The following is a 13,111-nucleotide window of genomic DNA, read 5'->3' as shown; positions in this document are numbered from 1 at the left end:
CCTTGGCTCCACGAAGATCGCACAAGCCTCACCGAGGAGGCTTAGCCACCGAAAGAAAGGGGCGGAGCGAATCACACCGATGGCGCTTGGAGCTAGACAGCGTTCCACCTAATCCTGAAATTTTATACTTTCTTACCTTTTTTTAAAAAAAAGAGGCATTATGCCTCTTGATAAAAAATGTGATATAGTTGTTCGCTTAATGTAGCAAATTCGGCAATGTTGAGCGTCTCTCCTCTACGTTTTGGATCAATACGAGCATTTTCAAGTGCTTTTTCAATTTGTACTTTTTTCTCCTTGCCATTTGGCAATTGACTCATTAAATTATTTAAAATCGTTTTCCGTCGTTGTCCAAAACTCGCACGAACGACCGTAAAGAAAAAATCTTCATTTGTAACAGAGACAGCAGGTTGTTCGCGCTTCAATAACCGAATGACTGCAGAGTCCACATTCGGTTTTGGCATAAATACAGTTCGTGGCACATGCATCACTGTTTCTGCGTGCGTATAATATTGCACAGCAATCGTCAAGGAACCGTAATCTTTCGTTCCTGGTTTTGCTGCCATGCGCTCGGCTACCTCTTTTTGTAACATAACGACCATACCGCGAATAGGAAGACGATCAGTCAACAGTTTCATAATGATCGGTGTTGTGACGTAATACGGTAAATTAGCAACAACCATAATATCGTCAACATCCATAAATTGTTCTGCAATAACTTGTTGCACATCTGCTTTTAAAACATCTTGATGAATAATGGACACGTTCGGATATGGAGAAAGCGTATCAGCTAAAATGGGAAGAAGCCGTTGATCAATTTCAAATGCGACTACTTTTTTCGCTCGTCGCGCTAGTTGCTCTGTAAGCGCCCCGATTCCCGGTCCAATTTCAATGACACCTGTTCGCTCAGAAAGCTCAGCAAAATCGACGATACGATGTAAAATATTTGGCTCAATCAAAAAATTTTGTCCAAGACTTTTTTTAAACGAAAACCCATATTTCTCTAAAATTTCTTTCGTGCGAGTCGGTGTAGCAATATCTTTATACATGTTGTTCCTCCTGCATGACGTGCTTCATCGCTTCTATAAATTGTTCTCTTGAAATTTGAAACATTTGTAACCGTTTATGCAGCTGTTTTCCATTTGTATATCCGATTTTTAATAATTGGCCTAACCGTTCACGGCGAGCGCGTGCTAGTGGACCACCGATTAATCCTGCATCGACAAGCTGTTGGAATGAAATTTCTTCTTTCGGATCAATCATTTCTTCATACACGCTTAATAGCGCTGTGCGGATCGCTTCAACAGAAGCATGCTCAACCCCTAGACCTTTACCGTGTTTCCCTCGCGCTTCTTCACGCGTTAAAAATGCATGTTTGCATCCCGGAACACGCTCAGCAATTGTTTTCCGAATTTTTTCACCCGGATAATCAGGATCCGTAAAAATAATCACCCCTCGCTGTTGTTGTGCTAAACGAATACGTTCGATCGTTTCATCATTAATGGCTGCTCCATTCGTTTCAATCGTATCAGCATCTACCGCACGACGAATCGCTACTGTATCATCTCGCCCTTCGACAACGATAATTTCCTTAATTTTCATAAAATCCTCCATCTTTCAGTTGTTCTTCACCCATTATAACGAAAAAAACAGAGGATCGTGAAATCCTCTGTAGTTATTTTATAATTTTTATTTTCACACGTTTTGTTCCCCAGCGATATGCAGCTGATTGATCTGGGAAAAATACATCGATTTTATATCCCTTCACATTTGCACCTGTATCGGCTGCAACAGCGTATCCATATCCTTCTACGTATACTTTCGTTCCAAGCGGAATGACCCGCGGATCAACCGCAATCACTTTTGCGTTTGGATTTGAACGCAAATTGACACCCGTTGCTGTTGTGCCAGAACATCCACCACAATATGCTGTATAAGCTGTAGCAATCACGTAAAGTTCTTCAGCTGCCTCATGACTTCCACGAGAAGCTAATATTTTCGGAGCTTGTTTCGTTCCAATTGCAACAATACGATTTTTGCTTGGCTTAATTGTCTCTGTTTTAATAAGCTTGCGCGATACTTCTTTGCCGTTTTCTAAAATGACTTCATATTGCTTAGCGACAAGCCCTTTTTCTCCTTCGCTAACTACTTTTTGTTTACCTTTTTCTAGTTGTGCATCTTTCTTTTTCACAATGATATAATTGACTGGTTCTTCCACTACATCGGTGACTTTTTCAACTCGAACAATGTTTATTTTTGTGTTTGGTTGAATCACTTCATTCAATTTTGGTTGAACGCGATCCATCTCCCGCAATGTAATATGTTGTTTAGCTAAAAAGTCAGCGACCGTAGTCGAAGTAGACCAAACTTGTTGCTGTTTGCCGCCGTCATTTAATGTAATCGGGAATGCTTTGCTTACAACAATTTTCATGTTTTCTTTCACTTTTTCATCGACGTTCGGTAATACTTGATCATATTCACGGAGCTGGATTTGCTGAACGTGTAACACATCTTTCACCGTTTTAGCTGTCGTTCTTAATTTTTTTTCTACCCCATCAACGACTAACACAATCGGTTTGCTTTCTTCCCACTTGACTGTTAAATGATCAACAATTTTTGCTTGTGGGGAGGGAGAGATAAAATCTTCTTGTTTCAGCTCAATGTTTTGTTCTTTTAATAGTTCAGCGACTGTATTCGCATGCGTGCGTACTTTCTGTTCCTTTCCGTTTGCATATAACGTAACTGTTTCTTTCGTCCATTCATAACTGGCATACCCCGTCATGCTAGATAAAGCTAAAAATCCTCCTGTGGCAAGCGCAATCTTTTTCTTTGATGCCGATTGCAATAATGTTTTTACATACGTAATCAAAATAAAAACGCCTCCTTTTCCGATAGATAACCGCGACGATCCTCCCTTTCTATGAAGCTTATTATCTATTATTAAAAATATTCTTTCATAAGGGAAGAAAGACTTGTCGACAAGCCTATTGTATGCTTGTGAAAAAAGATGTAGAACGATCAAGTTTCATCTTTTCTTTAGACAAGTCTTCCGATCAATCGACACGTTTCTCTATCAAATAATGCCGAATAATCGCTTGGCGTTGTCGGACGTTTTTTGAGCAACTTCTTCAAAAGATAACCCTTTTAATTCGGCGATCGCTTCAGCAACATACTTTACATAGCTTGGTTCGTTCCGCTTTCCCCGAAACGGATGTGGCGTTAAATATGGACAGTCCGTTTCAATAAGTAGCCGATTAAGCGGAATTTCTTTTGCCACTTCTTTTGGTTTTTTTGCGTTTTTAAACGTAACAGGACCGCCAAATGAAATATAAAAATTCATATCGATGCATTGACGTGCCACTTCTATACTTCCGCTAAAACAATGCATCACGCCTCCGACTTCCTCTGCATGCTCTTCTTGTAAAATGTGAACAATATCGGCTGTCGCATCGCGATTATGTATAATTATCGGCAATTTTACCTTTTTCGCTAAACGAATTTGTTTTCGAAATACTTCTTTTTGTACTTCTTTTGGCGATTGATCCCAATAATAATCTAGTCCCATTTCACCAAGTGCGACGACTTTCGGATGTGATGCTAAACGTTCAATCATAGTGAGATCTTCATCCGTCATATGAATTGCATCAACAGGATGCCATCCGACAGCTGCATAAATAAAAGAGTATTGCTCAGCTAATTTTATTGCCCGCTGAATGGTCGGGCGATCAAAACCGACAACGACAATATGTGACACACCTTCTGCACGTGCTCGCTCAATGACTTGTTCAACATCTTCGTTAAATTGTGTCGCATTTAAATGTGCATGTGTATCAAATAACATATGACCCCTCTTTTCTTCCGATGTTCAGTTTACCATACAATATCGTTACATAAATCACAGCTATATAACAATTGCATTACAAAATAGAAACAAAGAGGTGTCTTTGCAACACCTCTTTACTTTACTTTTGCTCCGTTTGGAAGTGATTCATCCACTGTTGCCAATGATAATACACCATCTTTTTCTCCTGCTAAAATCATGCCTTGTGATAACTCTCCGCGCAATTTCACAGGTTTTAAATTTGTCACGCAAATAACTTTTTTCCCGATCAAATCTTCAGGTTTGTAATATTTCGCAATGCCGGATACAACTTGACGTTTTTCATATCCTAAATCAAGTTGCAGTTTAAGCAGACGATCTGCTTTTGGAATCGGCTCAGCGTGAACAACTTGTGCCACACGCAAATCTACTTTCATAAAATCGTCAATTGTAATTTCTTCACTTGTTTCCTCGCTTTGTTCTTGTTTTTCTTCTGTATTTGCTACTGTCCCTTTCATTTGTGATTGAATGTATTGTACTTCCTCTTGAACGTCTAAACGCGGAAACAGTGGTGCACCTTTCGCAACCGTTCGCTCCTGTTGTGAAGCGCCAAACGTTTGTAAACTATCCCAACTCATCAGCTGTTCATCTTGAATACCAAGTTGGGCAAACATCTGTTTTGGCGTTGCCGTTAAAAACGGCCGCAATAAAACAGCTACATAGCGGAGAGATTCTGCTAAATGTGACATAACGGAAGCCAATTGCTCACGTGCAGCTTCGTCTTTTGCTAGTACCCATGGTTGTGTTTCATCAATATATTTGTTCGTGCGACTAATGAGCTGCCAAATAGCTGTTAGAGCTTGGGAAAATTGCATTTGTTCCATCGCTTCCTCATACTGTTTTACCGTATCATATGCCGTTTGCACAAGCTGTCCGTCAAATGATGTGTGCGTGCCGCTATATACAGGAATGCGACCGGCAAAATATTTTTCGATCATCGCTACTGTCCGATTTAACAAGTTTCCTAAATCGTTCGCTAAATCGTAGTTAATGCGTTCGACAAAACCTTCTGGTGTAAACACACCATCTGACCCAAACGGCACTTCACGAAGCAAATAATAGCGCAACGCATCCAATCCATACCGATCAATTAACGTAACGGGATCAACGACATTTCCTTTCGATTTCGACATTTTTCCGTCTTTCATAAGCAACCAACCGTGTGCAAACACTTTTTTCGGAAGCGGAAGATCTAAAGCCATCAACATAATTGGCCAATAAATTGTATGGAAGCGAACAATCTCCTTGCCAACGAGGTGAACATCAGCCGGCCAATACGTTTTATATTTTTCATCGCTGTCTGTTCCATATCCCAACGCAGTAATATAGTTTGACAACGCATCAATCCATACATAAATGACGTGCTTCGGATCTCCAGGAACAGGGATGCCCCAGTCAAACGTCGTTCGTGACACAGCTAAGTCTTCTAATCCCGGTTTGATGAAATTGTTGATCATTTCATTTTTCCGCGATTCTGGCTGAATAAATTGTGGGTTTTCTTCATAAAACGCTAATAAACGATCGACATATTTGCTCATGCGGAAAAAGTACGATTGTTCTTTTACTTTTTCTACAGAACGCCCACAGTCTGGACAATTCCCTTCAACTAATTGTCGCTCGGTGTAAAACGATTCACACGGGGTACAATACCATCCCTCATATTCGTCTAAATAAATATCCCCTTGTTCTAAAAGGCGAGCAAAAATTTTTTCAACAACTTGTTTATGACGTTGTTCCGTCGTACGAATAAAATCATCATAAGAAATATCAAGCTTTTTCCACAGTTCCTTAATCCCTGCAACAATTTCATCGACGTACTGTTGTGGAGTAACCCCTTTTTCTTCTGCTTTTCGCTGAATTTTTTGACCATGTTCGTCCGTTCCTGTTAAATACATCACGTCGTAGCCACGCATCCGTTTATATCGCGCCATTGCATCACCAGCAACTGTCGTATAAGCATGACCGATATGTAATTTATCGCTAGGATAGTAAATAGGTGTAGTAATATAAAACGTCTTTTTCGTCACTTTTACCCCTCCTTGTTGCACGTGTAGTAGAAACGCTCCCGCCCAAAGGACGAGAGCGATTACATACTTGTATTCTTGATCAATACATCTATTCCTCTTATCTCACCAAAATATACATAAAAATAGAGAGCGCTGTCAACTATTCGACATGAGATTGTCGGTAAACAGCTCACTTGTGTCGAATTTTGTCGAAAAAATAACGAGGATTTTGTCGAATTTATGTTGAATTTTGTCGAATAATCCTTATAATAAGGTTTGTATCGTCTTGAAAAGTAGTTAAAAACTGTTATGCATCTCTTGTAAAATCATTTGGTTTTTGTCATTTCAACTATAATTTTGTCGAATTTTATATGCAACGACATGTAAAACATACATTTTTTTTTATTGTTGCATATAAAAGGATTGACGCTTAATGGAAAAGTTGTTATGATAAATCCATAGAGATTTTGTCGAATATTGACGAAAAAAGATGAAAAAAGGAGAGGAGAAAGAATATGAAATCAACAGGTATTGTTCGTAAAGTCGATGAATTAGGTCGTGTTGTTATTCCAATCGAATTGCGCCGTACATTAGGAATCGCAGAAAAAGATGCGTTAGAAATTTATGTAGATGATGAACGCATCATTTTGAAAAAATACAAGCCAAACATGACTTGCTTAGTCACTGGGGAAGTATCTGATGACAACTTTAAACTTGCTGATGGAAAAATCATTTTAAGCAAAGAAGGCGCAGAAGCATTATTACAAGAAATTCAAAACCTTCTTCAACAATCAAAATAAAAAGTTTCTCTAGATTTTTCTAGAGAAACTTTTTTACTTATGATACGCTTCATATATATCCCGTTTTGGCAATTGTCGATCTTTCGCTACTTGTTTAATTGCTTCTTTCGAAGTATATTGTTTCGCTTCCATGTAATAATTGACATGTTCAACAATCGTTAAATCATCCCACCATACTGATTCTTCATCTGGCATATGATTCCCTTCCACAAGAAGGCAAAACTCTCCTCGTACTTCATGGTGTTCTGCCCAATGGATCACTTCTTCAATCGTTCCACGAATAAATTGTTCGAATTTTTTTGTTAGTTCTCGCGCCACAGCCATTTTTCGATTTCCAAATATATCATGCATGATCGTTAACGTTTCTTGAAGACGATGCGGTGCCTCATAAAAAATAAGCGTATCCTTTATATGTTTTAATTGTTCAAGCTCTTGCTTCTTTTCTTTTTTATGACGGGATAAAAATCCGTAAAAATAAAAATGAGTTGTCGGTAGTCCAGAAGCCGTTAGCGCCGTGATAGCTGCATTCGCCCCGGGAAGGGGCACAACTTTACATTGTGCTTGTAACGCTTCAACAACAAGTTCGTGACCTGGATCGGAAATAGTCGGCGTTCCTGCATCACTCACTAAAGCGACGTGTTTCCCTTGCAAAAGAGAGGCAATAATATGCTCACCTCTCGCTTGTTTATTATGTTCATGGTAACTTACAAGCGGCGTATGAATATCGAAATGACTGAGCAATTTTTTCGTTTGACGTGTATCTTCGGCCGCAATGAAATCAACCGTTCGTAACGTTTCGATCGCGCGCAACGTCATGTCTTCTAAATTGCCGATTGGCGTCGGGACAATGTATAAAATCCCTTTTTCATCTTCACCGATAAAACTTTTTTGTTCGTTCATATCGTCTCATTCCCCATATAAAATATGTTTTAACTCGCTCGTATACTCCCCGTTTTGTTCGTATACAATGAGGGGAGGTAATATTTTCAATCCTTTATTTCCGTCTTTCATTCCTTCAATTAAAATGGTATTTGCTTCTTTCCCTTCCTTTGGATAAACAAAACGTAAACGCTTCGGCTCTAAACGGTATTGTCTCATCAATGTCACGATATCTAACAACCGCTCCGGCCGATGGACAAAAGCAGCTTTCCCACCTTGTTTGAGCAATTGACTGCTGACGCGGATAACATCCTCTAGCGTGCAATAAATTTCATGACGTGCAATAGCAAAATGTTCATTTTTATTGATCTCTTCCTCATTTGGCGTTGGAAAATAAGGAGGGTTACACGTCACGACATCAAATTTACTATGTCCAACATAAGCCGGCATATGTTTAATATCTCCGTGAATGATTTCAATTTGCTCTTCTAATTCGTTGTATTGCACGCTTCGTTTCGCCATGTCATAAATCTTTTCTTGAATTTCCACACCTATAATTTTTCCTTTTGTTCGTTTACTTAATAGCAACGGGATGACGCCATTCCCTGTGCATAAATCAACTAAATTACCTTTTTGAATCGGGACATATACAAAATTCGCTAACAACACCGCATCAAGTGAAAACGCAAATACAGATGGGCTTTGAATAATTTTCATATCTTCTGCTAACAAATAGTCAAGCCGTTCGTCTTCACGCAACATATTTCATCCCTCTTTCTACAACAAAATAGCCTTCCAGACCATTCGTCAGAAAGGCTATTTTTTATTTAAAAATGACAAACAAAACAAGCAATCTCCATGGGTCCGCAAACTGCCGTAATGTACATTACAAATGTGAAAACCTTCTTGATACAGACGAGCTAAGTTGTCATATCCTTCACCGATATCAACTAATTTTGCCTTCGTTTGTTTTTTGCCTTGTTCCACTTTTTGCTCAGATAATTGTTCGAGACGTCTACGCAAATGGTCATTTTCAACTTGAAGATGATGATTTTCTTCGATTAGCTCTCCAAGATAACTTTTCAGCTCCCCTAGCTGTTTATACAAATGAGCAATTTGCTCCTCGATACTTGTTACAGATTGAAAAATCTCTTTTTTATTCACGCGCCATCCACCCCATCACTCTGTGGCTTGAGTAGGAAGAACTTTTTCTTTTATCAATTCGTCAATTGTATACTCGACCACCCGTTCTTTTTCAACTAACTCAACTTGTAGCACTCGTTCTAAAATATTTAGTCCAACCACTTTCCCTAATCCAAGGGGAGTTTCAATCATTTCTCCTAAATCAGGTAGCTGTTCTTTCGCAGTCTCATATTCGTCGTTTTCATATTTTAAACAGCACATTAATCGACCGCATAATCCTGATATTTTTGTCGGATTTAACGATAAATTTTGATCTTTCGCCATTTTTATAGAAACAGGATCGAAGTCGCCTAAAAACGTCGAACAACAAAGCATACGCCCACACGGACCGATACCACCTAACATTTTCGCTTCATCGCGAACACCAATTTGTCTTAACTCAATTCTTGTACGAAAAATAGCTGCCAAATCTTTGACAAGTTCACGAAAATCAACTCGTCCATCAGCAGTAAAATAAAAAATGATTTTATTACGATCAAATGTATATTCCACATCGACGAGCTTCATCTCTAGTCCGTGTTCTTCTACTTTTTTCAAACAAATGTCGTACGCTTCTTCTGCTGCTTTTTTATTTTCTTCTACAACAAGTTTGTCTTTTTGATCGGCCAAGCGAATAACTTTTTTTAACGGTAAAACAATATCTTTTTCATCGACTTGTTTTTTAGCTACAACAACTTTTCCAAATTCAATACCACGAACCGTTTCAACAATAACATAGTCACCGTTTGAAATTGGTAAGTCTCCCGGATCGAAATAATAAATCTTTCCTGCTTTTTTAAAACGAACGCCTACAACTTCATACAAACGCAGATCCCTCCCGCAACTGCAATACTAACTGTTCCATTAAAAGCTGCGGATTCATATTCGTATGCAACCGCGCTTTTGCCTGTAAAATCGCTCTCATATGTTGAGCAATTTGCTTTTCAGAATAAAGAAAACGCGACTGCTGAAATTCAGTCATGCAATCATCATATGCAATTTGTTGTTCTTCTCCAAGTAATACATATAACAAGTCTTTATATAAATATAATAATAAGTCTAATCCTATATTCATTTGCTCTTTATTTGTAAAATGAGTGAGCCAATGTTGCTGAATGACAAGCAACGCTTGTACATATTGCTTGTTTAATGCTTCATATAATTGTACCACTATTTTTCGTGCTTGTGCAAACCAATCATCTTGGCTTAGCTGAAGTGCTTCTTCCAAACTGTTCGTTACTCTTGCAGCCAATATAGCTAACCCCCGCGCTACACCTTGTTGTTGTAAATAAGCGTATATTCGCTCTGTTGGCAATGGATGAAAAGAAATCACTTGGCAACGTGAAACAATTGTCGGAAGTATGCGATGAAGCTGCTCTGTTAACAAAATCGCTACCGTTTTCGCTGACGGTTCCTCTAAAAATTTCAATAAACTATTGGCTGCTTGAACAGTCATTTGATCAGCATGTTCAATAATATATAATTTACGGCTCGATTCAACAGCCGTTTTTGTAAACTCCTCTTGTAACTGTTCAATTTGTTGTTTTTTGATGGAGTTTCCATCTGGGGAAACAAGATGAACATCTGGATGATTACCAGATTGAATGCGTCGACAGTTGACACATGCTTCACAAGGCTCATCATATACATTTGCTAAACAAAAAAGGCGTTTAGCAAATAAAAGAGCCGCTTCCTTTTTGCCTGTCCCTTTTTGTCCTTCAAATAAATAGGCGTGAGCCACTCTTTCTTTTCTAATGCTGTTAACGATCATTTTTGCTACATGCGGTTGATTTGTTTCAAGCGTTTTCCAAGACATAACAACCCCCTCACTTTCTAATCAAAGGCTCAATCAGTGCCCATACGTCTTCAAACACTTTTGTTACCGATTGGGTGGCATCGACTTTTTTTATACGGTTTGGAAAACGTTCCATTAGCATCATATATCCGTCACGTACTCGTTCATGAAACGCTAGCTCCTCTAAATCAAGTCGATTAACTTCACGCAATCCATTTTCGCGAATGCGCGCTAATCCAAGCGCTGGGTCAATATCGAAATAAATCGTTAATGTAGGCATCCAATTCTCAACGGCAAACGCATTAATAGCTAATATCTCATCTATCCCTAAACTACGCGCTACACCTTGATAAGCTAGAGAGCTGTCAATAAAGCGGTCACAAAGAACTATTTTCCCCTCTTTCAACGCAGGAATTACTTTTTCAACTAAATGTTGTCGTCTCGCTGCAGCATAAAGCAAAGCTTCTGTTCGGGCATCCATTCGTTCATTATGAGGATGTAAAATGATTGCACGAATTTGCTCAGCAATATCGATTCCTCCTGGCTCACGTGTCGCCACAACATCAACATGTTGTTCCGTTAAATAATCCTTTAGCATGTGGACGATCGTTGTTTTCCCTGCCCCCTCGGGACCTTCAAATGAAAAAAATAAATAGTTCATATCATACCTCCTGGAACACTTCGATGTAATCTCCGTCTATATCTGTTTGAAAATAGGCATCCGTTTTCTTCAAATGCTGAATGAGCTCAATATGCTGCTTTGTTACAATTTCCCCGATAAGTAAAATAGGAATCCCGGGTGGATAAGGGACAACCATTTGAGCGCAAACACACCCAATTGCATCGTGAAGCAAAATTTTTTTTGTTTGGCGACCTTTCGTCCATTCGTAACTTACCGCATGGCAATGCTTCGGTAACTGGAATTGCACTCGTTCATTTTTCGGCTTGCTACGAATAGATTGCAACGCACGCTTTATACGATCTGCGATGGCTGGTAGTTGTTTCATTTTCGCAAGCGGATAGACAAGCAATACATTATACGGATCAGCCATCTCTGTAAATATTCCATTTCTTTCTAATAATTGTTGTAACTCATATCCTGAATGTGCGCTACGTGTTTGTAACGTAATCTTTAATAAGTCTGTTCGAATAAGCGGATGTCTTGATTCCACAACATGAATCGCTTCAATTGTCCGCAATTCTTGTTTAAACAATTGAATTTGAACAATTATTTCATCAATCGTTTCACGCGTTTGTCGTGCTACATAAGCGCGTGCCAAATCGAGTGAAGCCATGATTGGATAAGACGGGCTACTCGTCTGGAAAACTTGCAAAAAGTATCTCAACATACGTTCATCGATAAGTTCGCTATTAAAGTGTAGAAAAGATCCCATCGTCATGGCTGGAAGTGTTTTATGGGCCGATTGTACAACAATGTCGGCTCCACACTCAACAGATGATTTTGGAAAAGGTTCTCCGAGCACAAAATGAGCACCATGTGCCTCATCAACTAAAACTGGTACTCGATAAGAATGTGCTAATTGAACGATTGTTGTTAAATCAATAGCCATACCGTAATAGTTTGGATTTGTTAAAATGAGTGCAGCAGCATCTGGGTGCTCGCGCAACGTATTACAAATTGTTTCAAAAGACACAAAAGACATCACTTGAACATCTTCATCAAATTCTGGGGAAATAAAAATTGGTGTTGCCCCAACAAGATGTAGCGCATGCAAAATGGATTTATGACAATTACGTTGTACAATGACTTTTTTATTTTTTTCACACGCGGCTGCAATCATAGCCAAATTACCAGCCGTAGAACCGTTAACTAAAAAATATGTGCGTTTTACCCCATACAAATTTGCCGCTAACTGTTGCGCTTGTTCAATTGCTCCTGTTGGATGATGTAAATCATCTAAATGTGAAAGCTCAGTTACATCTAAATGCAACAATGGCGCAAAAGAAAAAAGAGCTTCTTCATAAAACACAGCTCCATATTTATGCCCTGGCACATGAAATGAAATAGGTTGTTTTGAGGCATGTTCGCATAAAAGCGTATATAAAGGTGTGTTTGTCTGATCCATCTTTATCCGCTTCCTCACTCATGTTGTTTTATACATTTATATTAAAATAAAACAGGCCCTAATCATAGTAGGGGCCTTGAGTTATGAATATATTTTATTCTCTCCTATTTTTTTCAACCGATCAACGTAAAATTTATATTTCTCATCATTTGTTTCAGTTTGAATGAGATCGTTATGACAATTCATACATATGAAATGATGAAAAATATAAATTCCATTTTTATTTTGTTCGTTACATATCATACAAGTTTTACTATAAGACATCCGTTCTCCACCTCCCGCTAACAGTTTTCCCAGTTTCATATAACAATATACTTAAAAAACGATCATTTGGTGCGGGAAGGTAAAAAAAGATAAAAGACCAAGACAATTTAGTCTTGGTCTTTCTATTTGCCCGGCAACGTCCTACTCTCGCAGGCGGTGTCCCGCCAACTACCATCGGCGCTGGAGAGCTTAACTTCCGTGTTCGGGATGGGAACGGGTGT

General features: G+C 38.9%; 14 protein-coding genes and 1 rRNA gene. 1 reads left to right on the top strand and 14 read right to left on the bottom strand.

Annotated elements, in window-relative coordinates:
- Positions 1 to 158: 158 nt before the first annotated feature.
- The 5 genes from rsmA to metG all read right to left on the bottom strand — a co-directional run bounded on the left by rsmA (position 159) and on the right by metG (position 5,904).
- A complete protein-coding gene (gene rsmA / locus HNQ82_RS12780) occupies positions 159 to 1,046 on the bottom strand; it encodes a 16S rRNA (adenine(1518)-N(6)/adenine(1519)-N(6))-dimethyltransferase RsmA (RefSeq protein WP_183250130.1) in 888 nt (295 codons plus the stop codon).
- A complete protein-coding gene (gene rnmV, locus HNQ82_RS12775; RefSeq protein WP_183250129.1) occupies positions 1,039 to 1,611 on the bottom strand; it encodes a ribonuclease M5 in 573 nt (190 codons plus the stop codon). Before rnmV ends, rsmA begins: the two co-directional genes overlap by 8 nt.
- A gap of 61 nt (positions 1,612 to 1,672) precedes the next feature.
- Positions 1,673 to 2,866, bottom strand: coding sequence for a resuscitation-promoting factor (locus HNQ82_RS12770; protein ID WP_183250127.1), 1,194 nt, complete (start codon positions 2,864 to 2,866; stop codon positions 1,673 to 1,675).
- A gap of 204 nt (positions 2,867 to 3,070) precedes the next feature.
- Positions 3,071 to 3,838 (bottom strand): TatD family hydrolase, encoded by a 768-nt coding sequence (locus HNQ82_RS12765; protein ID WP_183250125.1) that lies wholly within the window; start codon positions 3,836 to 3,838, stop codon positions 3,071 to 3,073.
- Positions 3,839 to 3,954: 116 nt separating this feature from the next.
- Complete coding sequence (metG, locus tag HNQ82_RS12760) at positions 3,955 to 5,904, bottom strand: methionine--tRNA ligase (RefSeq protein ID WP_183250124.1); 1,950 nt, start codon at positions 5,902 to 5,904, stop codon at positions 3,955 to 3,957.
- A gap of 494 nt (positions 5,905 to 6,398) precedes the next feature.
- On the opposite strand from metG, the gene abrB reads away from it, so the two are divergent.
- Positions 6,399 to 6,683 carry a transition state genes transcriptional regulator AbrB gene (gene abrB, locus HNQ82_RS12755; protein WP_183244424.1) on the top strand — a complete coding sequence of 95 codons (285 nt, stop codon included), beginning with the start codon at positions 6,399 to 6,401 and terminating at the stop codon, positions 6,681 to 6,683.
- A gap of 33 nt (positions 6,684 to 6,716) precedes the next feature.
- On the opposite strand, the gene rsmI is transcribed toward abrB, so the two are convergent.
- The 9 genes from rsmI to rrf all read right to left on the bottom strand — a co-directional run.
- Positions 6,717 to 7,583 carry a 16S rRNA (cytidine(1402)-2'-O)-methyltransferase gene (rsmI, locus tag HNQ82_RS12750; RefSeq protein ID WP_183250122.1) on the bottom strand — a complete coding sequence of 289 codons (867 nt, stop codon included), beginning with the start codon at positions 7,581 to 7,583 and terminating at the stop codon, positions 6,717 to 6,719.
- A 6-nt stretch (positions 7,584 to 7,589) separates the two neighbouring features.
- Positions 7,590 to 8,324: a tRNA1(Val) (adenine(37)-N6)-methyltransferase gene (locus HNQ82_RS12745; protein ID WP_183250120.1), complete on the bottom strand. Its 735-nt coding sequence runs from the start codon at positions 8,322 to 8,324 to the stop codon at positions 7,590 to 7,592.
- A 54-nt stretch (positions 8,325 to 8,378) separates the two neighbouring features.
- Positions 8,379 to 8,726 (bottom strand): DNA replication initiation control protein YabA, encoded by a 348-nt coding sequence (yabA, locus tag HNQ82_RS12740; RefSeq protein ID WP_183250118.1) that lies wholly within the window; start codon positions 8,724 to 8,726, stop codon positions 8,379 to 8,381.
- 15 nt (positions 8,727 to 8,741) lie between these two features.
- The gene (locus HNQ82_RS12735) at positions 8,742 to 9,569 is read right to left on the bottom strand and encodes a PSP1 domain-containing protein (protein ID WP_032101721.1); all 828 of its coding nucleotides are present in this window, start codon (positions 9,567 to 9,569) and stop codon (positions 8,742 to 8,744) included.
- Complete coding sequence (gene holB / locus HNQ82_RS12730; RefSeq protein ID WP_183250116.1) at positions 9,562 to 10,560, bottom strand: DNA polymerase III subunit delta'; 999 nt, start codon at positions 10,558 to 10,560, stop codon at positions 9,562 to 9,564. The genes HNQ82_RS12735 and holB overlap by 8 nt, the downstream gene beginning before the upstream one ends.
- A 10-nt stretch (positions 10,561 to 10,570) precedes the next feature.
- Positions 10,571 to 11,200: a dTMP kinase gene (gene tmk / locus HNQ82_RS12725; protein ID WP_183250115.1), complete on the bottom strand. Its 630-nt coding sequence runs from the start codon at positions 11,198 to 11,200 to the stop codon at positions 10,571 to 10,573.
- 1 nt (position 11,201) lies between these two features.
- Positions 11,202 to 12,626, bottom strand: a complete 1,425-nt coding sequence (locus HNQ82_RS12720) for an aminotransferase class I/II-fold pyridoxal phosphate-dependent enzyme (protein WP_183250113.1) — start codon at positions 12,624 to 12,626, stop codon at positions 11,202 to 11,204.
- A gap of 81 nt (positions 12,627 to 12,707) precedes the next feature.
- On the bottom strand, positions 12,708 to 12,869 hold the full coding sequence (locus tag HNQ82_RS14715; protein WP_281380833.1) for a sigma factor G inhibitor Gin: 162 nt from the start codon (positions 12,867 to 12,869) through the stop codon (positions 12,708 to 12,710).
- Between the two features lie 149 nt (positions 12,870 to 13,018).
- Positions 13,019 to 13,111 (bottom strand): 5S ribosomal RNA (gene rrf, locus HNQ82_RS12710); the annotation flags it as partial.

It is taken from the genome of Anoxybacillus tengchongensis (assembly GCF_014201585.1).
GTDB lineage: Bacteria > Bacillota > Bacilli > Bacillales > Anoxybacillaceae > Anoxybacillus > Anoxybacillus tengchongensis.
This window is presented reverse-complemented; position numbering and strand designations above follow the sequence as displayed.